The organism is Salidesulfovibrio onnuriiensis, assembly GCF_008001235.1.
GTDB lineage: Bacteria > Desulfobacterota > Desulfovibrionia > Desulfovibrionales > Desulfovibrionaceae > Pseudodesulfovibrio > Pseudodesulfovibrio onnuriiensis.
Map to the genome: position 1 here is coordinate 3,647,888 of NZ_CP040751.1, position 26,613 is coordinate 3,674,500.

Genomic DNA, 26,613 nt, shown 5'->3' on the forward strand with positions numbered 1-26,613 from the left:
CATAATGGCTCAAATCAAATGTGATCGCGATGGATTCGCGACCAAGCTCGGCGTGCTCACCGCGACACTCGGCTCCGCGGTAGGCCTGGGCAATATCTGGAAATTTCCCTACATGACCGGCGAAAACGGCGGCGCGACCTTCCTGGCCGTGTACATCCTGTGCACCCTGGTGGTGGGCCTGCCCGTCATGATCTCCGAAATCATGCTCGGCCGCTTCGGCAAGGCCAACGTCATTGCCACCTGGCGCAAGCTGACTCCCAACAGAATCTGGACCCTGGCGGGCGTGGGCGGCGTCGTGGCCGCCGTGGCGCTCATGGCCTTCTATACCGGCGTGGTGGGCTGGGTCTTCAGCTACATCGTCAAGGCCGTCACCGGCCAGCTCAACACCACGGACCCGGCCGTGGCGCAGTCAGTGTTCGGCGGCATGGTCTCCGACACCTGGGCCGCCCTGGGCTGGCAATGGTTCGTGCTCGTGCTCGTCAGCGTGATCATCATCGCGGGCGTTTCCAAGGGCATCGAACGCGTCACCAAGACCCTCATGCCCATCCTGTTCATCATGCTGCTCATCGTCTGCGTGCGCTCCCTGACCCTGCCCAAGGCAATGGAGGGACTCGCCTTCCTGTTCACCCCGGACTTTTCCAAGGTGACCACGGACATGGTGCTCATGGCGCTGGGCCTGGCCTTCTTCAAACTTTCCCTGGGCGTGGGCACCATGATGACCTACGGCAGCTACTTCCGCGACGACGCCAACATCCCGCTGACCGCCACCCGCGTCATGCTGGCCGACCTGACCGTTTCCCTGCTGGCGGGCATCGCCATCTTCCCGGCCGTGTTCAACTACGGGTTCGAACCCGCCGCCGGCCCGGGCCTGCTGTTCATGACCATCCCGGCCGTGTTCAGCTCCATGCCCATGGGCCAGCTGTTCATGACCATCTTCTTCGTGCTCACGGGCATCGCCACCATCGGGGCCATGCTCTCCATAATCGAAGTGCCCGTGGCCTTCATGGCCGAAACCTGGGCGGGCTGCTCCCGCAAGATGGCCACCATCGTGACCTCCACGACCCTGGCCCTCTTTGGCATCCCGGCCACCCTGTCCTTCGGCGTCATGGGCGACGTGAAATTCTTCGGCAAAACCGCCTTCGACTGCTACGACTTCCTGTCCTCCAACATCCTCATGCCCAGCGTGGGACTCGTCATCTGCCTGTTCATCGGCTGGGCCTGGGGCAGGGACCATGTGCGCAAGGCGCTCTCCAACAACGGCGCACTGGAAAACGAGGGCCTGGCCAACATCTACTTCTTCCTGGTCAAGTTCGTTTCCCCGGTGCTGGTGGCCATCGTGCTGGCCAAGGGCCTGGGCCTGTTCTAGTCGCAATCCGAACGAAAACAAAAAGCCCCGCACGGTTCTCCGCGCGGGGCTTTTTCATTGCCTTTCGAAAAAACTAGGCGTGCTCCGCCGCCAGCATGTTCCGAAACTGCTGCACGGCGTCCTTGTCCAGGCCCAGGCTTTCGAACACTGCCGCCGTGAAGCTGACCGGCGCTGTCCCGGGCGCGGTGATCACCCTGTCTCCGGTGACCGCCGTGGCACTCGGGCGGTAATGTTCCGAACCGGAATAGCCATCGGCATTCCTGGGCAGGTAATCGGCGTCATTGGAAGTATGGTCCGTCTTATCAAGCAGCCCGGCCCGGCCAAGGGCCAGGGTGCCGCCGCAAATGCCCGCGACAACCCCGCCGTTTGCATGATGGGCCCGGAGCACCCCGCTCACATCGGGGGCGTCCTCCGTCTCCCAGAGCATGCCGCCGACCACCACCAGCGCCTCGGGCGACCAGTCGGCAATGGCGTCCACGGACTGCGATACAGCGGCCACCAAGCCGCCCATGGAGCATACATCCCCGGCTTCCGCGGCAAAGAACTGGACATCCAGACCGTAGAACGGCCCGCCTGTCCCGGCAAGCAGGGCATATTCCCAATCGGCGAATCCCTGCGTGAGAATCACAGCCACCTTGGCCATCCTCGGGCTCCTCTGTTTGTCTGTTGTGAAAAAGGCAGGCTACCCTGCAATCAGATGCCAGGGAAATTCCCCGGCTTCCCTGATAAAACAATGGACCTCGGGCAGGCCCTCTACGCTTTCGCCTGGCCAGGCGCAGGTATGGCACCCTGCTGCCAGGGCAGCGGACAGCCCCACCGGGGAATCCTCCACGGCCAGGCATTGGCCCGGCTCCAGCCCGGCGCGGAGCGCCGCCTCCAGGTACGGGTCCGGAGCCGGCTTACCGTACGCCACGTCGCGGCCGGAGACCGTGAAGGCCATGAGCGATTCAATGCCGATCATGCGCAGGTTGGCGTCGATGACCTCGGGGTCGCCGTTGGAGACACAGGCCTGCAGCACGCCCTTTTGGGCCAGAGCCCTGACCACGGCCACGGTCTCGGGACGCATCATCTCCGGCCTGAGCCGGTCGATGTAATCCCTGCCGCATTCCCGTTGAAACGCCTGTTCCCCGGCTGTGGGGGCCAGGCGGTCCCGCAGCAGGTTCCACTTCTCGGGCATGGATTTGCCCAGAAGCTCCTCATTGGCCGCTTCGGTGAGAACGTACCCGTGTCGGGCGCACCAGTCCCGAATGACCTCGTAATGAAGATATTCCGTATCGATGAGCGTGCCGTCCATGTCCCAGAAAACGGCCTGTATGCTTCCGCGTCCGCTGTTCACGTCTGCTCCTGTCAGGCTTCGTAAAAGTAACACAGCAGTATCGCATACGGACCGGCCAGGCAACCTGGCGCTCCATCTCCCATTCACACTTTTTAACAAAAAAACACACTCTTTATCGCTTTACCCCACAGGATTTCAAACTTTTTCGACCCAGGGCGTATAAGGTGCCTCCCAACAACCCCCGAAGGAGCCCCCATGTATACCCCCAGAATACTCACGATCATATTGATTCTCTGTTTCTTTGCTACTCCGGTCTGCGCGGAGGAGGAAGCCAAGAACACCCTTTCCCTGAAAACCTCCTACATCGGCGAAGGCGACGTGGAAGACGACCAAGGCGGATTTTCGGTCTTCAAGGCCGGCGTGGAAGGACAATACTCGTTTCTGAGCGCAGGCTACGAACTTTCCCGCTATTCCTGGAAAGACGAAGACAATCTGCCTTTCGCAAACGGCGACACGCCCTGGGAAAACCTGCACAGCCTCTGGCTCGGCGCGGACTACGGCGACCATATCAGCGGCAACTGGAGCTACTTCGTGCACGGCGGCGTCTCCTCGGCCTTTGAAAAGGAAATGAGCGATTCCTTCGGCGCCGTCCTGCTCGGCGGCATTGCCTATGATCTTGGCGATGGGTGGGAAGTGCAGGCCGGGGTCGGCGGCCATACCCACAAAATCAAGAGTGGCCTGTTGCCGGTGCTGAACGTGAACTGGCACGGGGAATCCGACGAAGGGCTGAAGCGGTTCGTGGAACTCAGGTTCCTGGGAGTCGAGGCCGGGTACGAATTCACCAAAAGCCTCATGCTGCGCGCGGCAGTGGACAGCTCTGGCGACACCTACCGCTTGGCCGACGACAGCGACGTGCGTGAAAAGGGCTATGCGGACATCAGCGACATGAACGCCGGGCTGTACCTGGACTGGCAGCCCATCGGCGACCTCATGTTCACCTTTGGCGCGGAATACCGCTTCGACCGCTCCATCACCATCTACGACGACAACGGCGACAAGCTCGAAAAATACGACGTGGACTCGGCTCCTGCCGCCACCGTCTCCGTAAACTGGCTGTTCTAGACAATATCATCCCCAACCCCTCGAACCGGCCCGGACCGCATCCTGCGGCGAGGGCCGGTTTCCCATTGGCCATTCTGGACGCTTTTCCAGAGGGTGTGCTATGCTGCAAGGCACAACTCCACCACGAGGTAACGCCATGGTCATGCCCGGCTACGTCATCATGCAGAACATTCTGGAAAGCATTCCCACCGGAATCCTGGTCATCCAGCCCGGCGGCAAGATCGCGGCCACCAACCAGGCCGTGGAAAAGATCCTCAACATCAGCGAAGAGGACATCATGGGCAAGTCCTGGGCCGAGTTGTTCATCGAGGACAGCGACAACCCGGAGTTCGCGGACATCGTGGTGGAGGCCGTGCAGCTCCAGGCCGTGGGCCTGCACCGCAGCATCCCCTACACGTGCCCGGATGGCGGAAAACTGCAGCTTTCCGTGACCACGTCCTACCTCAAGGAAGAGGGCGAGGCCTTCGGGGTGGTTCTGGTGATCACCGACGACACGGAAAAGCACCAGTTCCTGACCCGCGACAACCGGCACCTGCGGGAAATCAAACGGCTCCAGGACGAGCGCGTGCAGGGCCTCAACAAGCTGGCCATGGCCGTCGCCCACCAGATCCGCAATCCGCTCATGACCATCGGCGGCTTCGGCAACCTGCTCCTGCGCGAGCTGGGAGAAAACGAGCACTATGCCAGCCAGCTGACCACCATCATCGAGGAAGCAAAAAAAATGGAGGGCATCGTGGGCGCGGTGCGCGACTACACCTCCCTGCGCGCGGCCAACCGTTCCGAGGTGGCTTCCTGCGTCCTGCTCTCCGAGCTGGAGGACTACGCCCGCAAGCGCGCCGAGTCCGAAAAAAGGGAAGTGGACTGGGTCACGGCCTGCCCCCTGGTGGATTTCATCATCGACCACGAACTGTTCGTCATGGCCATGACCATACTCATCGACAACGCCTTCGACTTCAGCGAAGGCCCGGTGGTGCGGATCAAGGTCATGGTGGAGCCCGACGAGCACGAATGCCGCATCACCCTGAGCGACCGGGGCATGGGCATTGCCGAAAAGGACAAGCCCTACCTGTTCGACCCGTTCTACACCACCAAGCCGGACGCGGTGGGCATGGGCCTGGCCACGGCCAAGCGCATCATTGCCGAGCATGGCGGCACCCTGGACCTGAACACCCCGGAGGTGGGCGTGGAGGCCATCATCACCCTCGCGGAACAAAACCTGGGGCGCACGGACGGCCATGCGCTGATGCCGCCGGTCATCCCCCGGGAATAATAACTCCCGCGCCATTGCAATGTGTTGCGGAGTCGGGCATTTGTTAAGAATGAGAGAACTCTTCCGAGCCTGCGCCCCGTTCCTGTTGCTCGCCCTGCTGATTGTTCCGCAGGCGGCCGGGGCTGCCGAATTGACCATCTATTTTGAAAAAAATCAGTTTCCCAAGAACGACGCGGGCAACTTCACCACCATTTTTCCGGAAACGGTCCGGGAACTGATCAAGCGGACAGGAACGGACGCCGAGATCATCGAAATCCCCTGGCAGCGGGGGTACGACCTGGGGCAGACCCAGGCCAACGCCGCCATTCTGCCCACCACCCGGACGCCCAAACGGGAAAAGCTCTTCCGCTGGCTGGGTCCGGTCAACCGCCTGCAATGGATCTTCTACCAGAAACGGGGCCGGGGCCTGACCCTGCATTCCCTGGAGGACGCCAAGCGGGTCCCCGCCATAGGGACCTACGCCAAGGACGCCCGCGAACAGTTCCTCAAGGACCGGGGATTCCGCAACCTGCAGTCCACCAATCACCAGTTGCTCAACGTCCGCAAGCTCATGGAAGGCCGCATCGACCTTATGGTGGGGGGCAACCTCGGCATCGAGTCGATCATGAACCTGGCCGGATACGACATGGACAGAATAGAACCGGTCCTGACCTTCAAGGAGGTGGACCTGTACATCGCCTTTTCCCCGTACACGGACAACGCCCTTTTCCAACGCTGGCAAAAGGCGTTCGAGAGTATGAAGCGGGACGGGACCTTCCAGGCGATGTACCGCCGCGACTACCCCGGCCTGGAGCCGCCGCTCGCCCCCCTGCCCCAGGACGGGCCCGCCAACTAGCTGTCGTCTTCGAGAATTCCGTCCCGCACGGCCCCTTCCAACAGTTCCAGCACCACGGGCCAGAGCTTGGGAGCACCCGTTTGAACCTGGCCCATGCGCACCAGCACCCGACTCTTGGGAATGCCGTAGCGGGGCCAGGTGCCGCCGTCGGTCCGGAGGTTCTGGCGCAGGACCTGGAAACGATCCAAGGCATTGGCGAATCCGGCCTCCGGGGTCTCGCAGGCCTCGAATTCGTCCCACAGGGCCCGCAGTTCCCGAGCCGCGTCCTCGGGCAGCAGACCGAAAATGCGGTCCGCGGCCGCCTGTTCGCGCTCGGCCTTGTCCTCGTAGCCCTTCACGTCGTAGCAGAAGGTATCCCCGGCATCGATCTCCACCACGTCATGGATGAGCATCATCTTCATGGCCCGGAACTGGTCGATTCCACGGGGGGCATATTCCTGCATGAACATGCACAACACGGCCATGTGCCAGGAATGCTCGGCGCTGTTCTCCTCGCGTGAGCCGTCCATGATCAGGTTCCTGCGGGAAACGCGCTTGAGGCCGTCCAGGGTGTCGGAAAATTCCATCATTCGTTGCAGCCGTTCATCAATGGCCATTGCAATCTCCTTGCGGGTCGGCGTTTGGAAACGCCCATGGTAGCGAAAAAGAAAAAGGCCGACCAGAAGGACGACCTTTTTGAATCAATCATTTTTTAAATCAACATATTACAAAGAGACACGATTAATGACGGCTGAACCTTGGCGCTGCACGGTGCGGTGGTATTTCACGGCGGGCTTGCCAAAGACCATCATGTAGCCCACCACGTGGTCCTCGGGAATGCCGATCCGGAGCAGCAGGTCCGGGGCAATAAGGCTGATGGCCCATTTGGCAAGCCCGTCCCAGAGCGTGCCCAGGCCCATGCTCTGGGCCAGCAGCTCGAAGTAGCTCAGCCCGATGAGGCAGTCCGCCTCGGGCGAGGGACCGTCCGCCGGGGTGGAGGCGATGAGAAAATGGGGCGCGCTTCGGAAGATGACGTCCACCCCCTTGTCCCGCCACAGCTCGGCGAACTGCTGGAACATGTCCATGCCCGGAGGGAGGTTATCCTCCTCCACTGCCTTGAAAATGGCGTTGTAGGTGGCTTCGCGGAGTTTATCCATGACCGCGGGGTCGTCCACCAGGGTGTAGGTCATGCTCAGGGTGTTCTTGCCCGTGGGCGCACTGGTGATCACGTCCATGAGCTTGTCCAGGGTGGCGGGGGCCACGGGATCCTTCTTGTAACGACGCACCGAGCGACGGCCCTTCATGAGCCGCTCCATCTGGTCGCCGTCCGGCAGGTTCTCCAGGGACAGGCTGTCTTCCGGGTTCTTGCCCAGAATGGAAAGGGCGCCGGTGGGGCACACGGCCATGCAGTGCTGGCAGCGGATGCAGACGGATTCCTTGCCTTCCGCCACAACCGGGAAACCGGCCCCGTCGAACTTGAGCACCAGAATGGGGCAGTCGCTGATACATTCCCCGCAGGTGACGCATTTTTCCTGATCAACCTTGAACTCGAGCATCTCTTTCTCCTGATAGCTTTGTTTTCGCTTGCGCAGGAACCCAATAGCACGTTCCGGAAAAAAGAAAAGCAGGCACCTTGGGGTAACCCAGTCAGAATGGAAAATGCATCATACCTGCTGGCTGCTCAGAATGGTGCGAGTGCAAGGCGCGAAAAAAGGATCAAAGCCGACGCGTACTCTTATAGTACGCGAGGATTTGATCCTTTTTGATAAAACGCGGCAATCGTACCGTTATGGGCAGCCAGCTAGATCATCTTGCCGGTGATCTCCTTCATATGCGCCTGCATGATCTTTTCCTCATGCACGGCCTTCTTGTCCTTGGCGGCCCGAACCAGCTCCACCAGCCTCTCGATGTCGCAGGGCTTGAGCAGGTAATCGAAGGCCCCCTGCTTCATGCCGTCGATGGCGGTTTCAATGGTGCCGTGCCCGGTGAGCATGATGACCTCAACCAGCGGGAAATCCCCACGGATGGCGCGCAGCACCTCCAGGCCGTCCATGCCCGGCATCTTCACGTCCAGGATGACCACGTCGACCGCGCTGTTTCCGCGCAGGATATCCAGGGCGGCGGGACCGCTCTCGGCCGTGGAGACCTCCAGGTCGCGGGAGCCGAGACGCTTCTCCATGATTTCCAGAAAACTCTTTTCATCGTCGACCAGAAGAACGTTGGCGAAACTCATATTACCTCCAGAGTCATCGTTGTTCCGTTCCTTGGGTGGCGTGAAATAGAACCCTCAACCCGTTTCACTCACCCCCACTCATACCGTCACCACGAGGGAACGCTTTGGCAAGAGTACCCTCACTCTACTTACTTCCAGCGAAAATGGACAAACATTTCCGCGACTATGCATATTCAGCAAAAAGGCCGGCCCGCCCCTAGGAGGCAAAAACCGGCCAATATCAAAACAAACGTCGCTCCGCCTCTCCTAGGGAATGAGCGGTTCAATGCGAATGGTCGGACACAGCCCCTTGAGGTCGCCGCCCATGTAGGACTGAACCGTGTTGTACCCCAGATCCTGGGTCTTCTGGGCATGCCCGGCGGTATCCGGGTCGCTGGCGTCGAAGAAGGCGCCGTTCTCCTCCAGGATGTGTTCGATGCGGTGGACAAAGCCCTCCACGAATGCGGCCAGGTCTCCCTCGGCGCGCAGCCCGCCCTGGTCGAGCCGGTTCAGGCCCTTGAGATCCTCCAGCAGGATGGTGTTGGTGGCCACGTCTGCCTGGGTGCGGATGAGCCCCCAGACCAGGGAGCCGTTCGGCACGGAGATGGGCTCTTCCGCGTCGATGATGGTGTGCGGCATGATCACGCAGTGCTTGCCGATGGCCACGCGGGCTTCTTCGGTGCCGTGGATGAAAGAGTTGAACCCGGTGAAGGTGCGCCGGCCCAGGTCGGTGTTGATGACCTTGCCGCCGTGGGCGGTCACGTTCATGCCCTCGAAGGTGGAATTAATGATGTAACAGTTTTCCTGGGCGTTGGATCCGTCACCCAGGCGGGAATTCTCCACGTAGGCCCGCTGGCAGACCATGACGTTGTGGCCGATGGCGCAATCGCCCCTGATGAGCGAATAATGGCCCACGAAGGAGGTGTCCGGGAAATCCACGGGAATCTCGGGCTGGGCCGCGTTGTACACGGGCTCGAAATCGGTCTTGCGCGATTCGCAGAATTCCATGAACACGCCCGAGGGACGGCAATTCTCGTCAAGCCGGATGTACTTTTCAAGCACGTCCCTGTCATACTGGTACTGCAGCTTGAACTGCCCGGTCTTTTCGATGCGGACGCTTCCGGGTTCGACAACCTCGCCGCGCAGGTCGTCGGCCTGCACATAGGCGTAGGCCCCGACCTTACAGTTGTGGCAGGTGGAAAAATCCACGGTGGCGAAAGGCTCGATGAGACAGCCTTCCACGGAGGTGCCGTGAATGTTGGCGTAATGCAGGGCCACCGTGTTCAGAATCTTGAATATCTCCACGTTTTCGGCGTCGTGGGAATTGTTGTGCACCAGGGTCTTCATGAGAAAGCTGTGGCGGATGGAAATCCGCTCGTCCTGAAAGAGCCGGAGCTTGCTGCCGTCGATCTCCACCACGGTGCCCTTGGGTTTGAGCTCGTCGCCGCGGATATCACATTTGTAGACGATGGAAAGCTCCACCTCGGTCTTGCCAAGGAAATAGGTGCCGGCCAGACTGGAATGCTTGAAGTTGAATGAAAGCGGATGCTGATGCGTCAATGCGTAGAAGGCATAATACAGGGCATGGCTGTCCAGCGGAATCTGGTCGGCCACGTACCGGGAAATGTCCGTACCGGGCGCGTGCAGGTTGGCGCTCACCCTTTGTACGACATGGTCGATGAGATTGTTCAACTCTTTCATTTCAGTCGGGTCCTCTTGCTTGGGGGTGTAATGCCGGGGGCGGGTCCAAGCGCCCCCGGCAAACGACAGGACACTAGTTGCTAGCCTCCAGTGGGCAGCGTGATGGGCATGCCCATGAGCGGCCAGATAACCAGGCAGGCAATGCCGGTGATGACCATCAGCATGATGCTGGCGGGAACACCGTAGGCAAAGAATTCACCAGGGGTGAACTGCCCGGAATCGTAGGCGATTGCGTTGGGTGCGGCACCCACCAGCAGCAGGAACGGCATACCGGCGACCACCAGGGCGGAGTACAGGATGACGTCCGGAGCCACGCCGAGGTAGGGCGCGATGACCAGGGCCACCGGCAACGAGATGGCGATGGCCGCCACGTTCATGATGAAGTTGGTCATGATCATGACGAAGAAGGCGATGCTCATGACGAAGATGAACCAGTTGGCGTCCTGGAACATGACCAGCCAGTTCACGGCCATCCACTTGGCCGCGCCGGTCTGCCAGAGACAGAAGCCGATGGACATGGCACCCGCGAAGAGCAGGATGATGTTCCAGGGGATATCTTCGAGGTCCTTGAGGTCAAGAATCTTGAACACGAAGAAGAGCACGGAGGAAACCAGGATGATGGCGGTCTTGTTCAGCATCTTGAGCTCGGGCACGAAGGCGCGCGCGCTCATGACCGCGATGACTCCGAGGACCAGGATGGCGGCCAGGATTTCCTGGCGGGTGATGGGGCCCATCCTGGAGTTCAGTTCCCGCGCCTTTTCACGCAGGCCGGGAATGACGGCCTTTTCCGGCTTCAGGAAGATCATGAAGAAGCCCCAGAGCGCGAAGACCATGAGCCAGCCGATGGGGAACATGTACCAGGTCAGCTCGAAGAAGCCCACGTCGCGGTTCACGATCTCGTTGAAGAAACCGAGAGCCACGGCGCCGCGGGCCGCACCCAGCAGGGTGACGATGGAACCGGCCCCGGCCACGTAGGCCATGCCGATGAACAGGCCCTTGCCGAACTTGGTGGGCTTGTTGCCCTCGCCGTACAGGCTGTAGATGGCCAGCAGCAGCGGGTAGATGGTGGCCGCCACCGCAGTGTGTGCCATGATGTGGGTCAGCAGCGCGGTGACCACGAAGACCCCGAGGTAGATCATGCTCGTCCGCTCGCCCACGATGTCCAGCATCTTGTAGGCAAGGCGCTTGGTCAGGCCGGTCTTGGTGAAGACCAGGCCGATCATGATGGACGCGAAGATGAACAGAACCGACGGGTCCATGAAGTCCCTGAAGGCCACGTCGGCCGGGCGCACGAAGAACAGGGCCTGCATGATGCCGATGAGCAGGGAGGTCACGCCGATGGGCACGACCTCGAAGACCCACCATGTGCCGGCCAACAGGAAGATGGCGATGGCTCCCTTGGCCTCCTTGGTCAATTCGAAATGCTTGCCCAGGGGGTCCACCGCATCGGGCCAGGCCGGGCAATAATACACGAGAACGAACAGGGCGATGCCCGTGAACATGAAGACGAGGCGTTTCCAGTCGAACGACGGGGCTTGCGCAGTACTCATTGTTCCACTCCTCCTTCCGGAAAATTAGAGAGCGCAGGCCAGCATCTGGCCGCGCACGACTTCAAAGATATCACTGAGCCTCAGCACGCCGGTGACCCTGCCGCCACCCCTGACGATAATGGGCTGCTCCGCGCCGAAGATGTACTTGTGGATGGCCAGACCGAGTTCGTCCTCCTCGTCCACGGTCTCGTCCGCATCGGGAATGTGCATGGCGTCGCCCACCTTGAGGGACACGGCCTTTTCGCACAGGCCCTCAAGGGAATCGTGCCACAGGCCGAAGCGCTTGAAGACTTCGAGCACGTAGTCGCCGGTGAGCACGGCATCCTCTTCCACATGGGAGATCTTGGCGTAATTGGGCTCCAGGGAGCGGATGATGTCCACCATGGTCACCAGCCCGGCGAACTCGCCCTCCACGTCGAGCACCACCACGTCCCTGTGGGCGTGACATTTGTCGCTTTTGCCCTTGAAATCCTCATCAAGGGCCTCGAAGACGTCCCGCAACGTGGAGTCCAAGTCCACGGTCACATATTGTGATATCGGGATCATCACCTCTTTGACCTTCATAGAAAAAACCTTCCTGCTGATCGTTTGGCGCCGCCGGAGCCCGTCAACTCCCGCCAGCACCCGACTTGTGATCCAGAATCGATCTCAGCTTCCGCTCCAGTTCCTCCATGTCCACCGGCGCACCCATTTCGGCGTACGCCCCCAACTTCATGGCTTCTATGGACAATGAAACCGTGCTGGAATGATTGATGAAAACCACCGGAGCCTGCGGACAGGCAATACGGACGTCACCAAGGAAAGCCAGCATGCCGCGCTCGTGCCCCGCCGCCCCGAGAAGGACCGCGTCCACCTGCTGCCTGCATGCCATTTCGCGGGCCTTCTCCACATCGTCGGTATCCTGTACCTGTATCCCCCGCCTGGAGAGCAATTGGGAAAGCTGCCTGCGGAACCCGGCGTCTGTATCAACAATCAGTACTTTCATGCATTCACAAGATCGGTTCGGAAACCGGTTCACCATAAACCGGCGCCTCTGTAAGGCAAACTGCGTGCCAATCTTGCTGAAGGTCGAGAAATCAATACATTGTTCACATTTTCACAATTACTGATAGAGATCAAGCCGCAAATTGAAACATTTTGTTTCATTTTGCGGCTTGCGACTTAGGACATTTTGAAACAAAAAGAAACGATCATTCCTGACAACGATACAGAACCGCCCCGGGGCGAAGCTCCCCGGCCATGAAGGCCATGACCACCCGCGAGGCGGCGCCGACCACGTCGTCGACGACCTCCACCTCCTTCCAGGTCAGGAAGTCGTAGAACTCGTCCTCGATGCCGCCGCAGATGACCGTGTCCACGCCTTCGGTGATGATCATGCGGCACAGGTCCTCGGGCGAGGCGTGGTCGAAGACCACCACCTTGTCCTCGCGGTCCACCAGTTCGCCCTTGACCCAGACCAGGAAAATGATGAGCACGTCCGTGGCCAGGTCGAACCGGGGGGCCACGTCGTTGTCCAGAAGGGGAATGAGAATTTTCTGCATGGAGCCGCCCTACTCGATCTCGTACTGTTTCATCTTGCGCCACAGGGTGCTGCGCCCCCAGCCCAGGAGCCGGGCGGCCGCCTGCCTGCGGCCCCGGGCCTTGACCAGGGCGTCCAGGATCATGCGCCGCTCCACATCCTCCCAGTTTTCCTTGCCGGAAACCGGCACCTCGGCAACCGGGGCAGGAGCGGCTTCCTCCACGGCCGCAGGGGCCGCCGCACGGGGTGGTGCCGGCGCATGGACCAAATAGGCGGGCAGATGGCGCACGTCGATGACCGTGTCGTCGCAAAAGTTAACCGCATACTCGATGAGGTTCCGGAGCTCGCGCACGTTGCCGGGGTAAGCGTAGTTCTTGAGCATGACCATGGCCTCGTCCGTGAACCCCTCGATGCGCTTGTTGAAGCGGGTGCAGAATTCGGTGAGAAAGTGGTCCTGCAGCAGGAAAATGTCCTCGCCGCGCTCGCGCAGGGGCGGCAGGTGCAGGCGGATGACGTTGAGCCGGTACAGCAGGTCCTGGCGGAAACGGCCCTCGGCCACCATTTGTTCGAGATTGCGGTGGGTGGCCACGATAACGCGTACGTCCGCGTGAAATTCCTTGTTGCTGCCCAGGGGATGGATGATCTTGTCGTCCAGGAAGGAGAGCAGCTTGACCTGCAGGTTGAGGGGCAGGTCCCCGAGCTCGGTCAGGAACAGGGTGCCGCCATGGGCCATGCGGAAACGGCCCGGCTTGTTCTGGTCCGCGCCCGTGAACGCGCCCTTGGCGTGGCCGAAGAGCTCGGATTCCAGCAGGGTGTCGGGCAGCGCGCCGCAGTTGACCTTGACGAACGGCCCGTCCGCACGGTCCGAGGCCCGGTGCATCTGCTCGGCCAGGGCGTCCTTGCCCGTGCCGGTCTCGCCGGTGATGAGCACCGAGGAATCGGTCTGGGCCACACTGGGCACCATGCGGAAGACCTTGGCCATCTGCGGGCTGCGGCCCACCAGGGAGCCGAACCCGTACGGCCCGGTCTCGGGGTCGGCATAGTCGTTGAGGCGTCCGGCCGGGGTCACGGTCTCCACCACGCCCACCTGCTCGCCCGCGTCGTCGGTCACCGGGGAAACCGTGAGCTTGATGGGCCGCCGCTTGCGTTCGCGGTCAATGATGTCCGCGTCCACCTGCTGGAGCTGGAAGTCATCGTCCTTGAGGTAGACGGGGCAGCCCTTGGTGCAGAAGTCGCAGCGCAGCACGTGCAGGCAGGACATGCCCGAAACCTTCTTGCGGTCCACCCCCGTGATGGATTCATAGGCCCCGTTCACGTGCATGATGGTGCCGTGCTTGTCCAGCACGGCCACGCCGATGGGCAGTTCGTCCAGCAGGCCGGACAAGGTGCCGGGCTGGGAAAAGAAATCGCGCAGGCGTTTGCGGACGGCTTCAGACATGGGAAGGGTTTAGCATGGCGCCGACCGGGGTTCAATGAAACATTTTGAATCGTTTTCGTTTATCGGGACAACCGCCCCCAGCCGCCAAATAATAATACGCCTCCCCCTGCCATCTGCTATTCATGGGAAGTGCCCGTAAAGGAGGACCTCATGAAATCAGCGATCCGGAAACTCGTTGCGGCGGCATTTGTGCTGGCGCTGGCCTTCCCGGCCGCAGCGGCCGAGCTCAAGAAAGTCCCGAGCGACTGCCCGTGCGCGCAGTCCATCAACCGGCTGGTGGACACCTACCAGAAGGACGCCGGATTCCGGGAACTCATGGACGCGGCCTTTGCCAACATGCAGCAGACCCCGGCCCATTATTCGGCCCGCAACCCGTGGATGGGCAAGTCCATGCCCGACCTGGTCAAGTTCCTGAAGGACTGGTGCACATTCCTGCCCGAGATAGACGGCACCCACGACACGGGCCTCAAGTACATCCAGGACTTCGCCCTGTTCTACTACAAAAACCCGTTCGGCGTGACCTTCGTGCAGCTCTCGCCCGGGCGCGAGATCATGCAGGACTTCGTGCGCCAGCGCGGGGACTACATGGACAGCCCGGAATCCACCAAGATCATCGCCGAATGGCTCAAGGACCCGCGCATCGAGCGCGGGGACTACGTCATCCCCGACCCCAAGGCCAAGGATGGCGGCTTCAAGTCCTACAACGAGTTCTTTTCCCGCAGCCTCGCGGACCAGGCCCAAAGCCGCCCCCAGACCATGCCCGACCGCGACTACATCATCGCCGCACCCACGGACTGCGTCATGAATTCCATCCCCCAGAAGATCAGGGACGAAAGCACACAGATCACCACCAAGGGCAACGAGGCCCTGAACATCGTGGACCTGCTGGGAGGCTCCAAATACGCAAAAAAATTCCTGGGCGGCACGGCCCTGTCCTGCGTGCTCATGCCCAACACCTACCACCACTACCACTCGCCCGTGGCCGGAACCGTGGTGGAAGCCAAGATCCTGGAAGGCCCCTTCTTCGGCCATCCCGACTTCCCGAACTGGGTGCCGCCGGACGGCAACGTGGGCTATTACGGAGCCACCTTCAGCCCGTTCGAGAACTTCCAGCGCGGCTACTTCATCGTGGACACGGGCAAGTACGGCCATGTGGCCATGGTGGCCGTGGGCCTGAACACCATCAGCTCGGTGGTCTTCAAGCCGCCCTTCAACAAACTGACCAAACCCGCCAAGGTCAAGCGGGGCGACGAACTGGGCTACTTCCTCTACGGCGGCTCGCTGTTCATGATGATATTCGAGCCGGACCGCTATTCCTCGGACGCCATCCAGGTCCGGCTGGGCAACCAGATCGGCACCTTCGACACGAAATAGACAAAGGGGAGGCCTGGCCTCCCCTTTCCTGCATAGTACCCCTCCGGCCAAAAGGACAATTCATGCACATGCTTGACAGGTTTCGGCGCATGGGCAAATGGGGCGGCAATGGAGGGAAATACGTATGACTACACAGATTGAAACCCGTTTCTTCAAACTCACGACCCTGCTGCTCCTGTGCGTCATGACCGTTGTCGGCTTCACGCCCCGGGTGGAGGCAGGCTTTGTCCCCAACACCACCCTTTCCGGCCAGCTGGACAGGGGCCAGGACCTGGACGCCGTCCGGCAGACCCTGGAAAACAAGATGGTCACCAAGCGACTGCAGGAGCTCGGCTACTCGCAGGAGGAAATCAAGGACCGCCTGGCCCAGCTCTCCGACGAGGACCTGCACCGGCTGACCACCAGCATCCAGGACGTGGACGTTGCCGGTGACGGCATCGGCTTCATCATCGGGGTGCTGATCATCGTGGCCCTGGTGGTGCTCATCCTCAATCTCGCGGACAAGCGGGTGACCATCTCATGATCCGCCCGCGCAGCATCGCGACCATGCTCGGCCTCCTGTGCCTGCTCGCGGGGTGCGCCGCCGCCAAGCCGACGGTCCAGGCCCCCACGGGCATCGGATCCAACATGGTGGCCAACGTGCCCTTCCACCCGCAGGAGGACCACCAGTGCGGCCCCTCGTCCCTGGCGATGGTCCTGAACCATGCGGGCGACAACGTCACCCCCGAGGAGATAGCCCAAAGCATCTTCCGCAAGAACATCCGGGGAACCGTGAGCCTGGACATGGCCCTCTACCCCCGCAACCGGGGATTCAACAGCCGCTTCGGCAAGGGGGATCCCCAGGGACTGGTGCAGGCCGTGGACGCGAACAAACCGGCGGTGGTTATGGTCAACCAGGGCTTCGCCATGGCCCGCAAGCTCCACTACATGGTGGTCACGGGCTATACCCCGGACTTCGTGGTGGTCAATTCGGGCAGGGAGCGCAACAAGCGGATCGCCTGGGACGAATTCCTGACCCAATGGCGGGACACCGGGTTCTGGATGCTGACCGTGCAGCCGAGGAGCGGTTCATGAGCCGGTTCGCATTGCTGCTGGCAACGCTGCTCCTGACCGCGGGCTGCGCCATGCCTACCATCACCGTGCACGAGGACGCCCTCAGCCCGAGGGAACACCTCCAGCTCGGCATCAGCTATGAGCAGAAAAAGGAATACGACCTGGCCGAGGAACAGTACCGCGAGGCCACTGACCTGCCCGAGGCGTGGCTCTGCCTGGCGAACCTCGCCTTTACCCGGCAGCAGTGGGACGAGTCGGAAAAATTGTATGAAAAGGCAATGAAACAACTGCCCGAAGATCCGCGACCCTACAACAACCTCGCCTGGCTCTACTATACCCGGAAACGGGACCTCTGCCGGGCCGAAACCCTGGCGGAAAAGGCCGTGGCCCTGGCCCCGGCAAAACAGCGCAAGCCCTACGAGGACACCCTCGAATCCGTTCGCGCCGCCCGCCGGATCGTGGAGCTGAAATAACCGCGAAAGCAAAGGGGAGGCTCGGGCCTCCCCTATTCCTTCCCGCTGATATAAACCTCGGCAAGGGCTTCCAGAAAACCGTTCTTCCGTGATTTTCGGATGAATGCGTTGAGATCGTTCAGAAAATCCTCGGAACCCTTGCAGACCTGCACGCCAAGATCGAACTCGTACAGGGGCTTGTCCAGAAGCCGGAATGTGCCCGGGGCGAACCCTTCCTGTTTCCAAAGATACGGGTCCACATGCCGGTTGGCCGGATAGGCGTCGATGCGGCCGTCCTCCAGCATGAGGGCCAGCAGGCTCTGCCTGTAGACCTTCTGGGCCCGGATATGGCCGGAGGCGATGAGCGGATCCAACGGTCCATAGCCGTTGCCGAACACCACACCGAGCCTCGTGCCCGCCAAGTCCTCGGGCCTGGAATATTTCAGTTTGGAGCGGGCCCGCACGGCCAGATGGTCCCCCGTACGCCAGATGACCTCGGAAAAGACGTACCTGTCCCCATGCCCCGGCGAAACGAACAGGGAGCTGTTCAGGCTGAAGGCATGGGCTCTCCCTTCACACATCCACTGGTCCATGCGCGCCCGGGGCAGCCGGATCTTGCGGATGGAATACTGCGGATGCTCGCGCTCGAATTTCTGCAGGAAGTCGATGAACATGCCCGATTCAAGGTTGTTGTCCGTGCCGTCAGTCTTCCCGTCCATGTAAAACGGAGGATAGCCCGCGCCGAAGACCATGACGATCTCCCGGGCGGCCGCGCCAGGGGCGGTGAACAGCAGGATTGCGAGGCAGAGTGCGGGGATGGGGGATAGGTGTCGTTTCATTTCAATTCCGGATAAAAATAGCGTGCTGCGATAGACGCACCTATTATAATCCGGCGGCACGAATGTACACCCCAAAAAAATGGGCCGGTCAGCGAACTGACCGGCCCGGTGTAGTAATGCTTGGGGACCTGTGGTCCTAGATGCCTTTGCTGGCCATGTAGTTGATCAGGTCGGCAACGCGGGTGGAGTAGCCCCACTCGTTGTCGTACCAGGAGTAAACCTTGGCCAGGTTGCCACTCTGCACAACGGTGAAGTCGGCTTCAACGATGCTGGAGTGCGGGTTGCCGACGAAGTCGGAGGAAACCAGGGGCTCCTGGGAGAAGGCCATGATGCCCTTGAGTTCGTTCTCGGAGGCCTTCTTGAGCACGGCCTTGAGTTCTTCGGTGGTGGTGTCCTTTTCCAGGACGGCCACGAAGTCCACCAGGGAAACGGTCGGGGTCGGGACGCGCACGGAATAACCTTCGAAGCGGCCCTTCATTTCCGGGATAACCAGGGCCACTGCCTTGGCGGCGCCGGTGGAGGTGGGGATCATGTTACAGGCAGCGGCGCGGGCGCGGCGCAGGTCCTTGTGCGGCAGGTCCAGGATGCGCTGGTCGTTGGTGTAGGCGTGGACCGTGGTCATGACGCCCTTGGAGATGCCGAAGGTTTCGTGCATCACCTTGACCACGGGGGCCAGGCAGTTGGTGGTGCAGGAAGCGTTGGAGATGACGAAGTGCTTGTCCGGGTCGTAGTCGGTGTGGTTGACGCCCATGACGAAGGTGCCGTCCTCTTCCTTGGCCGGAGCGGAAATGACCACGCGCTTGGCGCCGGCTTCGATATGCTGGCGGGCGGTGGGGCCGGTGCGGAAGATACCGGTGGATTCGACAACCACGTCCACCTTCAACTCGCCCCAGGGCAGGTTGCGGGGATCGCGCTCGGCAAAGCTCTTCACTTCGAAGTCGTCGCCCACGTACATGGTGTCGCCCTTGACGGTGATTTCCACGGGCAGACCGCCGTAGCAGGTGTCGTGACGCACGAGGTGCGCATTGGTTTCGATGTCGAACAGGTCGTTGATGGCCACGACCTCGACGGTGTCGCGATGATACTGCCAAATGGTCTTGAGGACCTGGCGGCCGATGCGGCCGAAGCCGTTGATTGCTACTCTAACTTTACTCATTTTATCCTCCTGGCGCACGAATCGCGCGCCTTGATTCGGCGGGGGGTCTAGTCTTCGAAGACCCGGTAGTTAAATTCGTTTGCCAGTTCGCTGGCGCGCTTGAGAGCCTTGAACATGCGGGCATTTTCCAGTGCGATGCCGGAAAGGTTGGCAATGCAGGAAAGGAAATCCAGCTCTTCGGCTTCGAAGGTGCGGGGCTCGCCGGAATAGACGCGCAGCACACCCACGACCTTGTCCATGGCCTTCAGGGGGACAACCACCAGGGAAACCAGACCTTCCTCGGAGGCTTCCTTGCCGTACTGGAAGCGGTCGTCGGTGCGGACGTCTTCGATGGTGACGGTCTCGCCCTTGAGCACATCCTGGTCCAGGCGGCTCTTTTCCACGGAAACCGGGCCCTTCTTCTCGTAGCGTTCGCTCAGGCCGTGAGAGGCTCCGGGCATGAGCACTTCATGGCGTGCGTCCAGCATGCGGATGAAGCAGCCCTTGGCATCCATCGCCATAGTCACCTGTTCGGCGATACGGGAAAGGACCTTGGACGGCTCAAGGCTGGAGTTGATGGTCTTGGCGATTTCATAGATCGATTTGTAAAGTCTTTGAGGACTCATAGTGACCTGCCTTGTTCATGGTTACAGTTCATCGAGGGCTTGCAATAAGCCCCATGCATCAGTCTCCGGCGTCTCTCCCGAAAATCCGAATCCACCACGTCTTAATCCGTGTGGATACCTGAAGCAAGCGCTTGAGGTTTATGATTGTGAATAAATTAAATCTCAGATTCCAGTTCCGCACGCAAATGTTTCAGGAAACTTTCCCGCGCCATTTTCTCATTCCATGGAGAATGGCCGCATTTGTCCAGCAAAATGAACCGAAAATCATGGATCACACGGGATAGGGGGGCGCGCACTCCCTCGGCGGGGTGCGGATCATGGTTTCCGTGCAATGCCACGACTGGGCAGCGGATGTCCCTGCCCATGTCGAGCAGTTCTCCGCTATAACGAAGTCTTTGGGCGTCTTTCCACACATTCACATGAATGTCAAAGTCGCAGTGCACATTATTCTCCATTTTCTTGATGGGGTCGTAGGAGTCGGCCTTGTCCATTAGCCTCCCAAACCTTTGGAGAACAACGCTTTTATCCTCAATGGACCGGTCCGCCAGGTCCCGCATGAGGCTTTGGGCCTCCGCCTGCTCCCCGGGCTCCAGCCGCCGCAGGCGCAGGGGCATGATCACTTCGGCAAAGTGGTCCTCGAACACCCCGCTGCCCACCAGGACGAGCTTGCGCACCAGCTCCGGGTGCCGGGCGGCCGTGATGTAGCCGAGCATGGCGCCCCAGGACCAGCCCACTAGGACCACCGGCAGTTCGGCCTCGGCCCTGATGACCCGCACCAGCTCCTCCACCTGGCCGTCGATGCTGTTCCTGGTCTGCATGGGTTCCAGCACCCCGCACAGGGGGGCCAGGGCCTCGGCAAGCCCTTTCGCCGAGCCCGGCGCACCCGGGCCGCCGTGCAGAACCACTACCTTATATGGAGATTTTCCGTGTTTTCTCAACGTGTTCATGGTGATGGGATGTATCAGGGAATGCCCCGGTAATAAACAAAAAGCCGATCACGGGACCGGCTTTCCAATGCATCTGTTGCAGGGCCGGAATCAGCCGTCCTCCTCCACCGGAGCGGTGCGCTGAAGCACCAGGAATCCGCCGATCCCCGCCATCAGCGAGGCGAACAGAATGCCGATCTTGGCCAGCTCCAGCAGCCGGGACCCCTCTCCGAAGGCGAGGTTGGCGATGAAGATGGACATGGTGAAGCCCACGCCCGCCAGCCAGCCCGCTCCGTAGATGTGCCGCAGGCTCACCCCTTCGGGATATCGGGCAATGCCGGTCTTGTTCAGCAGCCAGCAAATCGCGGTGATGCCCGCCTGCTTCCCGAGCACCAGGCCGAAGAAAATCCCCACGGAAACCGGGTGGATGAGTTCGGTGAGGATGTCAGCTTCCAGCGCGACCCCGGCGTTGGCCAGGGCAAAGATGGGCATGACCCCGAAGGAGACCCACCCGTGCAGGCCGTGCTCGATATTCTGCAACGGCGTGGTGCCCAGCTTGTAGGTGTGCTCCATGGCGGCCAGGGCCCGCAGCTGCTCCTTGGTGTTCAGGCCGGGCATGCAGGCCCCCGGAGGATGGGCCTTTTCATAGAGGTTCACGTTGCGCTTGATGATCGACACGAACCGGCCGCAGTCGATGCGCGTGGTGGCCGGGATGCTCATGGCCGCAAGCACGCCCGCAATGGTGGCGTGGATGCCGGAAATCAGGAAGGCCAGCCACATGACCATCCCCAGGGCCAGATAGGGAATGCTGTGGCGCACCCCGAGCCTGTTGAGCCCGAACATGAGCAGCAGCACGAACAGCCCCAGGGCCAGCGCGGAAATGTCCAGGGACGATGTGTAGAACAGGGCGATGACCAGGATGGCGCCAATGTCGTCCACAATGGCCACCGCGGTCAGAAAGATCTTGAGGGAAATGGGCACCCGGTCGCCGAGCAGGGAAAGGATGCCCAGGGCAAAGGCGATATCCGTGGCCATTGGGATGCCCCATCCGCCGAGGGATTCCTTGCCCGCGTTAAAGGCGACAAAGATGAGCGCGGGAACGACCATGCCCGCAACGGCAGCGGCAATGGGCATGATGGTCTGACGCGGAGTGGACAGGCCGCCCACCAGGACCTCGCGCTTGATCTCCAGGCCCACCAGAAAAAAGAACACGGCCATGAGCCCGTCGTTGATCCAGTGGATGGACTCCTTGGAAAGCTGCCAGTGGCCGAGCCCCACGGTCAGCTTGGTCTGCCACAGGGCAAAGTAGCTTTCGGACCAGGGGGAATTGGCCCAGACCAGGGCGGCGATGGTGGCCACCATGAGCACGAGGCCGCCCGCCGCCTGCATGCGGGCAAAGGCCTCGAAGGGCCGCAGTATCTTCTCGATGGGGGGCTTGTGAAAGGGACTCATGGGATATCCTTGCGTTTTGGCGGAGAAAAGACTCCGCTCGCGGGTGAATTACGGGATATCCTAGCGCATCTTTTGAAAGAATCAAGCTCGGTATAGGGAAACGCGCCGGCGAACGACAATCATTCCGCCACGATCTCCTGCACCCGGCCGACCTGGCCGTCCTCAAGGCGGACCTTGATGCCGTAGGGATGGGTGGGCGACTTGGTCAGTAAATTCTTGACCACGCCCTCGGTGAGGCGGCCGGTGCGCTGGTCCTTCTTGAGGATGATGCGCACCCGGAGGCCGGGCCGCAGATCTTTTCGTGCGGGAACCATGAAACAATCCTTTTTTGCTTGAGTTGCCTATCCGAGTTCTTCCAGGGCCAGCCTGAGGCCCAGGCCCACGAGCACGGCGGAGGTGACACCGTCGAGCGCCCGGCGCACCCGCCCCGAGGCCAGCAGCAGCCGGGCCCGGTCCACCATGGCCGCCAGCAGGCACTGCCAGATCATGGCGATGACGAAATGGATGCCCGCCATGAATACGGCCTGGCCCAGCGCCCCCTTATGGGGATCCATGAACTGGGGCAGGAAGGCCATGTAAAAGAGAATGGTCTTGGGGTTGAGCACGTTGGACAGAAAGCCCTCGCGCAGGGACCGGAGCACGGAAAAGCCTGCGGCCGAAGCCCTCACGTCGAACCCGGCGGCGGGCCCGCGCAGGGCGTTGCGCGCGCTGATCAGCCCGAGCCAGATCAGGTACCCGGCCCCCACAAGCTTGACCGCCGTGAACAGCTTTGCCGAGCCCAGCAGGATCAGGGACAGGCCCCCGGCCGAGACCACGGCGTGCACGAAGAGCCCCGAGCAGATGCCCAGGCTGGTGACCGAACCATCCCGGAACCCGCCGCGCAGGCTGTTGCGCAGCACCATGACCGTGTCCGCGCCGGGCACCATGGTCAGGATGCTGATGGCGATGAAAAATGCAATGAACTGGCCCTCGGCCATGTCACTCTCCTTTGCAGCTCCGTGTTGCGACAGGGACGATACGGAATCCCGCCCCGGAATGCAAAACACAACACCACAGAAAGTTATTATTTCTCTTTTGAACTTGCTCCCCCCTCCATCAAAGTTACCTTGGCATAAGAGTACGTGGTTCAACATAACCGGGACGGTCATGGCGACCGTCCCCCGAGAAGGAGGGGGCAATGAAAAAACTCGTATTAACCATCAGCATGTTGTTGCTTGTTTCATTCCTTGCGCCCGGCGCATCGGCCCAGGAGGTCTGGAAAATCACCTCGCTCGACTGGCAGCCGTACTCCGGCAGCGACATGGCTTCGCAAGGCAACTCCATTCAAAAGCTCAGGGACCTCCTGCAAAAGGAGGGCATTGAGCTGAAGGTCGAATTCTACCCATGGGCCCGCGCCCAGAAGCTGGCCTCCACAGCCGACTATGTGGGCTACTTCCCGGCCTGGCCCGAGGAAGTCACCGAGGGGTTCACGGCATCCGAACCCGTGGACTGGTCCGAAATCGGCGTGCTCACCTATAAGGGCTCCGGCCTGCAATGGAGCGGTGTCGACGCCCTGTTCGGCGAAATGGTCGGCCTGGTGGGAACCTATACCTATCCGCAGAACATCACCGCAGCAGCAGCCAAGAATCCAGCAAACGTGGACAAGGCCTCCAACGAGGTCGCCCTGTTGAAGAAGCTTTCCGGTAAGCGTTTCAGGGCGGCCATCACCGACCCGGCGGTCATGCTCTATCTTGCGAGCAAGGAAGGCATCGACAACATCGAAACCCTCAAGGTGCTCGAAAAAAAGGCCCTTGTCGTCGCATTCAGAAACGGAGCCGACAACAAGAAGCGAATGGAACTGCTCAAAAAGCTCCTCGGCCAGTAGCAATCGCAATTTGCGAGAGAGAAAACGGAAGGGCTGCGGCATGACTGCCGCAGCCCTTCTTGGGAGCCAATACCTCTTTATCCCTAGAAACCGTACTGCTTCATGATCTTGTCGATGGTTCCGTCCGCCTTGATGGCGGCCAAGCCCTTGTTGAAGGCCGCCAGCTTGGCGTCCGCACCGGGGCGGCTCTTGGAGAAGAAGGCATAGATCTTGTTCTCGCCCAGGGCCGGTTCCAGAATCTCGAACTCACCGGCCTTTGCCTTCAGGTCCGGATCGCTTTGGATGGTTGCCAGGGCCACGTACTTGTCGAGAACCACGGCATCCACCCGACCGCCCATAAGCTTCTTGAGGTTGGTCAGCTCGTTGGGACCGTCCTCCCGCTTCAGGTAGTCGGCGGCGTCGAACTCGGCGGTATTGGCGTAGCCCTTGACCACGCCGATGGTATACTTGGACAATCCCTGGAGATTGCCGTCAAAGGTGACGCCGCTTCCCTTCTTCGTCACCAGAACGATCTGGCCGCTCGCATAGGGGTCGGAATAGCTGTAGATCTTGTTGCGTTCCTCGTTGAAGTATCCATTGTAGACAGCGTCATACTCGCCCTTCTTGACCACATTGAGCACGCGGTTCCAGGGCATGAGCTTGAATTCGGCCTGATACCCGGCCCGCTCGCAGGCGGCCTTGACAATGGCCGAGGTGAAGCCCAGCCCTTCCAGGCTTTCCGAGGCATACGGCGGCCACTCATTCGTCACGAACGTGATGCTTTCCGCCTGTGCGGGAACCGCGAAACACACAACCAACGCCAATACCAGTAACAACCTTTTCATGGTGCCTCCTGACCAGAGTTGTGGCGGCCTGCAACCAGACCGACGTTACAAAACGCACATATGGCCGAGCCTAGTCGCAGGACTTCTTGACCATACCCTGCTCTTTTGGATTTTCAGGTTCTATAAAACCAAACTTCATCATTATTTTATCCTTTACACAGTCCGCCTCTATCATCTCCAGGCCCTTGTTAAAACGTTCCAGTCGATTCTCCCAACCTGGCAGTTCCTTGGAAAACATGACGTAGATATCCTTCTCATCCAGCGGGGGGAAAAGGAAATCCACATCATTGACCGACCCCGGTAGGGTACAGCTGTTCTTGAGCAGATAGATGGCCTGGAATTTGTCGATGACAACGGCGTCCAGACGATCATTCAGAAGTTTGCTGAGATTGAGCAGGTCGCTCGGAGCCACGTCCTTCTGGAGATAATCGGCGCCGTCGAATTCCGGGGTATTCACATATCCCAGGACAACGCCCAGACGATAGGGAGCCAGGGAACGGATGGTGCCATCCCATTTCAGCCTGTTGCCCTTTCGGGCGCAAAGCACGAGCTGACCGTGAATATATGGCCGGGATAGCGCATAGGTCCTGGCCCGTTCCTCGCTGTAATAGGCGCTGTACAAGGCGTCGTACTTGCCCCGGGCCACATCATCCATGGCCCGTTTCCAGGGCATGAAATGGAAGCTGGCCTTGAGCCCCACCCTGCGGCAGGCTTCGGCAATGATGGCCGACCCCACCCCGTATTCGGGCAGGTATTCCCCGGCATAGGGCTGCCAGTCCACGGTGGCGAACGAAATGGTGTCCTGGCCGAAGGCCGGGAAAGACAACACAAGCAGCGCCACTGCCGTAAACAGGATTGTTCTCTTCATGCCTCTCCCCTTCTCAACGCTGTCCGCTAATGATGACGGCTATTCAAACACTAGCAGAGGAAAAGGCCGGAGCCATTATTTTCTTGCAATTGTCCGGATCAATGAATGTAGCTGCGCACGATCTTCTCGATGAGCCCGTCGGCCCGCATGGATGCGATGGCCCGGTCGAATTCGGTCATGAATCGCGCACGGTAGGAAGCGCCAAAATCGTGGGAATATGCAAGGTAGCCCTGCTCCCGGTGGATGACCGCCCCCTGGAGGATGCCGTACCGGTAGGGATAGTCCCCCTGGTTCTGCTGCTTGATGGTCCAGTACACGGCATTGCGGTCGTTGATGTAGCAGTCGACCTCGCCCGCGAGGAGCTTGCGCACGTTATCCTCGGTGCCGTGCAGGGCCTCCACGGTGATGTCGCCGTCCGCAACGGCCTGATTGAACCTGTCCCCGCCGGTCTCGAAGGAGAGATTCTGGCCGATGCGCAGGCCGAAGTAATCCTCCGGCCACCGGGGCCTGGAGGCCTTGAGCACATCCTTGTTGCAGAATACAGCGGTTTCCTCCTCCAGGATGGGCACGGAATATTCATCCAGGTACGGCCGCTCCTCCGGACGATAATAGGGAGGAAACACGGCAAAGACCTCTCCGTTGGCCGCGGCTTCCAGCAGTTTTTTCCAGGGAAGCAGGCGAATCTCGATCAGAAAGCCCTCCATCCGGTTCCCGGCCTCCAGAAGGATATCCGCGTAGATGCCGCGCATGCGGCCGTCGATCCGGTAGCTGTAGGGCGGGTAGGCGTCGTCCCCATAGACCACGACAACCTCTTCCCCGGCCTGGGCCGATCCGCAGCAGACAGCGCCCGCCAATAGCAGGGCGCATAGAAACGACAGGATTCCTTTCATGGCAAAGTCTCGGGACACGACAACAATACCTCCCCTTCGTGC

The 26,613-nt window shown here is 60.6% G+C and carries 30 protein-coding genes; 9 read left to right on the top strand and 21 right to left on the bottom strand.

Going from position 1 to position 26,613, the window contains the following annotated elements:
- Nucleotides 1–4: 4 nt before the first annotated feature.
- A complete protein-coding gene (locus FGL65_RS16920) occupies nt 5–1,366 on the top strand; it encodes a sodium-dependent transporter (RefSeq protein ID WP_147822420.1) in 1,362 nt (453 codons plus the stop codon).
- Between the two features lie 73 nt (nt 1,367–1,439).
- On the opposite strand, the gene FGL65_RS16925 is transcribed toward FGL65_RS16920, so the two are convergent.
- Complete coding sequence (locus FGL65_RS16925; protein WP_147822421.1) at nt 1,440–2,009, bottom strand: DJ-1/PfpI family protein; 570 nt, start codon at nt 2,007–2,009, stop codon at nt 1,440–1,442.
- 39 nt (nt 2,010–2,048) lie between these two features.
- Nucleotides 2,049–2,702 carry an HAD family hydrolase gene (locus tag FGL65_RS16930; protein WP_147822422.1) on the bottom strand — a complete coding sequence of 218 codons (654 nt, stop codon included), beginning with the start codon at nt 2,700–2,702 and terminating at the stop codon, nt 2,049–2,051.
- Nucleotides 2,703–2,897: 195 nt separating this feature from the next.
- On the opposite strand from FGL65_RS16930, the gene FGL65_RS16935 reads away from it, so the two are divergent.
- The 3 genes from FGL65_RS16935 (at nt 2,898) to FGL65_RS16945 (ending at nt 5,869) form a co-directional block, all read left to right on the top strand.
- Nucleotides 2,898–3,764, top strand: a complete 867-nt coding sequence (locus tag FGL65_RS16935) for a TonB-dependent receptor (protein ID WP_147822423.1) — start codon at nt 2,898–2,900, stop codon at nt 3,762–3,764.
- Between the two features lie 136 nt (nt 3,765–3,900).
- Nucleotides 3,901–5,034, top strand: a complete 1,134-nt coding sequence (locus tag FGL65_RS16940) for a two-component system sensor histidine kinase NtrB (RefSeq protein ID WP_187170432.1) — start codon at nt 3,901–3,903, stop codon at nt 5,032–5,034.
- Nucleotides 5,035–5,083: 49 nt separating this feature from the next.
- The gene (locus tag FGL65_RS16945; protein ID WP_187170433.1) at nt 5,084–5,869 is read left to right on the top strand and encodes a substrate-binding periplasmic protein; all 786 of its coding nucleotides are present in this window, start codon (nt 5,084–5,086) and stop codon (nt 5,867–5,869) included.
- Here the strand turns inward: FGL65_RS16945 and FGL65_RS16950 are convergent.
- The 9 genes from FGL65_RS16950 to FGL65_RS16990 form a co-directional block, all read right to left on the bottom strand.
- Entirely contained in the window at nt 5,866–6,465 is a 600-nt protein-coding gene (locus tag FGL65_RS16950) for an HD domain-containing protein (RefSeq protein ID WP_147822426.1), read from the bottom strand. The genes FGL65_RS16945 and FGL65_RS16950 overlap by 4 nt on opposite strands.
- A 108-nt stretch (nt 6,466–6,573) precedes the next feature.
- The gene (locus tag FGL65_RS16955) at nt 6,574–7,404 is read right to left on the bottom strand and encodes a nitroreductase family protein (protein ID WP_147822427.1); all 831 of its coding nucleotides are present in this window, start codon (nt 7,402–7,404) and stop codon (nt 6,574–6,576) included.
- Between the two features lie 245 nt (nt 7,405–7,649).
- Nucleotides 7,650–8,081: a response regulator gene (locus FGL65_RS16960; protein ID WP_147822428.1), complete on the bottom strand. Its 432-nt coding sequence runs from the start codon at nt 8,079–8,081 to the stop codon at nt 7,650–7,652.
- A 246-nt stretch (nt 8,082–8,327) separates the two neighbouring features.
- Nucleotides 8,328–9,761, bottom strand: a complete 1,434-nt coding sequence (locus FGL65_RS16965) for a transferase (RefSeq protein ID WP_147822429.1) — start codon at nt 9,759–9,761, stop codon at nt 8,328–8,330.
- An 80-nt stretch (nt 9,762–9,841) separates the two neighbouring features.
- Nucleotides 9,842–11,311, bottom strand: coding sequence for an SLC13 family permease (locus FGL65_RS16970; RefSeq protein WP_147822430.1), 1,470 nt, complete (start codon nt 11,309–11,311; stop codon nt 9,842–9,844).
- Between the two features lie 24 nt (nt 11,312–11,335).
- Nucleotides 11,336–11,875: a CBS domain-containing protein gene (locus FGL65_RS16975; protein ID WP_147822431.1), complete on the bottom strand. Its 540-nt coding sequence runs from the start codon at nt 11,873–11,875 to the stop codon at nt 11,336–11,338.
- A gap of 43 nt (nt 11,876–11,918) precedes the next feature.
- Nucleotides 11,919–12,296 (bottom strand): response regulator, encoded by a 378-nt coding sequence (locus FGL65_RS16980; protein WP_187170434.1) that lies wholly within the window; start codon nt 12,294–12,296, stop codon nt 11,919–11,921.
- Between the two features lie 205 nt (nt 12,297–12,501).
- Nucleotides 12,502–12,852, bottom strand: a complete 351-nt coding sequence (locus FGL65_RS16985) for a dinitrogenase iron-molybdenum cofactor biosynthesis protein (protein WP_147822433.1) — start codon at nt 12,850–12,852, stop codon at nt 12,502–12,504.
- Nucleotides 12,853–12,861: 9 nt separating this feature from the next.
- A complete protein-coding gene (locus tag FGL65_RS16990; RefSeq protein WP_147822434.1) occupies nt 12,862–14,268 on the bottom strand; it encodes a sigma-54 interaction domain-containing protein in 1,407 nt (468 codons plus the stop codon).
- Between the two features lie 150 nt (nt 14,269–14,418).
- On the opposite strand from FGL65_RS16990, the gene FGL65_RS16995 reads away from it, so the two are divergent.
- The 4 genes from FGL65_RS16995 (at nt 14,419) to FGL65_RS17010 (ending at nt 17,168) form a co-directional block, all read left to right on the top strand.
- Nucleotides 14,419–15,642, top strand: a complete 1,224-nt coding sequence (locus tag FGL65_RS16995) for a phosphatidylserine decarboxylase (protein ID WP_147822435.1) — start codon at nt 14,419–14,421, stop codon at nt 15,640–15,642.
- Between the two features lie 124 nt (nt 15,643–15,766).
- Nucleotides 15,767–16,165 (top strand): PA2779 family protein, encoded by a 399-nt coding sequence (locus tag FGL65_RS17000; protein ID WP_147822436.1) that lies wholly within the window; start codon nt 15,767–15,769, stop codon nt 16,163–16,165.
- Nucleotides 16,162–16,716, top strand: coding sequence for a C39 family peptidase (locus tag FGL65_RS17005; RefSeq protein ID WP_147822437.1), 555 nt, complete (start codon nt 16,162–16,164; stop codon nt 16,714–16,716). Before FGL65_RS17000 ends, FGL65_RS17005 begins: the two co-directional genes overlap by 4 nt.
- Nucleotides 16,713–17,168 (top strand): tetratricopeptide repeat protein, encoded by a 456-nt coding sequence (locus FGL65_RS17010; RefSeq protein ID WP_250645529.1) that lies wholly within the window; start codon nt 16,713–16,715, stop codon nt 17,166–17,168. Before FGL65_RS17005 ends, FGL65_RS17010 begins: the two co-directional genes overlap by 4 nt.
- A 32-nt stretch (nt 17,169–17,200) precedes the next feature.
- Here the strand turns inward: FGL65_RS17010 and FGL65_RS17015 are convergent, their stop codons facing one another.
- From FGL65_RS17015 to FGL65_RS17045, 7 genes are all read right to left on the bottom strand, one after another.
- Nucleotides 17,201–17,986, bottom strand: a complete 786-nt coding sequence (locus FGL65_RS17015) for a substrate-binding periplasmic protein (protein WP_147822438.1) — start codon at nt 17,984–17,986, stop codon at nt 17,201–17,203.
- A gap of 136 nt (nt 17,987–18,122) precedes the next feature.
- Nucleotides 18,123–19,142, bottom strand: coding sequence for a type I glyceraldehyde-3-phosphate dehydrogenase (gene gap, locus FGL65_RS17020; protein ID WP_147822439.1), 1,020 nt, complete (start codon nt 19,140–19,142; stop codon nt 18,123–18,125).
- A gap of 47 nt (nt 19,143–19,189) precedes the next feature.
- Nucleotides 19,190–19,747, bottom strand: a complete 558-nt coding sequence (locus FGL65_RS17025; RefSeq protein WP_147822440.1) for a GAF domain-containing protein — start codon at nt 19,745–19,747, stop codon at nt 19,190–19,192.
- Nucleotides 19,748–19,902: 155 nt separating this feature from the next.
- Entirely contained in the window at nt 19,903–20,652 is a 750-nt protein-coding gene (locus FGL65_RS17030) for an alpha/beta fold hydrolase (RefSeq protein ID WP_250645530.1), read from the bottom strand.
- 132 nt (nt 20,653–20,784) lie between these two features.
- The gene (nhaA, locus tag FGL65_RS17035; protein ID WP_147822442.1) at nt 20,785–22,125 is read right to left on the bottom strand and encodes a Na+/H+ antiporter NhaA; all 1,341 of its coding nucleotides are present in this window, start codon (nt 22,123–22,125) and stop codon (nt 20,785–20,787) included.
- A 119-nt stretch (nt 22,126–22,244) separates the two neighbouring features.
- Nucleotides 22,245–22,439, bottom strand: a complete 195-nt coding sequence (locus tag FGL65_RS17040) for a YwbE family protein (RefSeq protein WP_147822443.1) — start codon at nt 22,437–22,439, stop codon at nt 22,245–22,247.
- 27 nt (nt 22,440–22,466) lie between these two features.
- Complete coding sequence (locus FGL65_RS17045; RefSeq protein WP_147822444.1) at nt 22,467–23,102, bottom strand: LysE family translocator; 636 nt, start codon at nt 23,100–23,102, stop codon at nt 22,467–22,469.
- Between the two features lie 200 nt (nt 23,103–23,302).
- On the opposite strand from FGL65_RS17045, the gene FGL65_RS17050 reads away from it, so the two are divergent.
- The gene (locus tag FGL65_RS17050; RefSeq protein WP_147822445.1) at nt 23,303–23,989 is read left to right on the top strand and encodes a type 2 periplasmic-binding domain-containing protein; all 687 of its coding nucleotides are present in this window, start codon (nt 23,303–23,305) and stop codon (nt 23,987–23,989) included.
- Nucleotides 23,990–24,072: 83 nt separating this feature from the next.
- Here FGL65_RS17050 and FGL65_RS17055 read toward each other — a convergent pair whose 3' ends face one another.
- The 3 genes from FGL65_RS17055 to FGL65_RS17065 form a co-directional block, all read right to left on the bottom strand.
- Nucleotides 24,073–24,813 carry a substrate-binding periplasmic protein gene (locus FGL65_RS17055; protein WP_147822446.1) on the bottom strand — a complete coding sequence of 247 codons (741 nt, stop codon included), beginning with the start codon at nt 24,811–24,813 and terminating at the stop codon, nt 24,073–24,075.
- 70 nt (nt 24,814–24,883) lie between these two features.
- Entirely contained in the window at nt 24,884–25,681 is a 798-nt protein-coding gene (locus FGL65_RS17060) for a substrate-binding periplasmic protein (protein ID WP_147822447.1), read from the bottom strand.
- 98 nt (nt 25,682–25,779) lie between these two features.
- Nucleotides 25,780–26,571 (bottom strand): substrate-binding periplasmic protein, encoded by a 792-nt coding sequence (locus FGL65_RS17065; protein WP_147822448.1) that lies wholly within the window; start codon nt 26,569–26,571, stop codon nt 25,780–25,782.
- Nucleotides 26,572–26,613 lie beyond the last annotated feature (42 nt).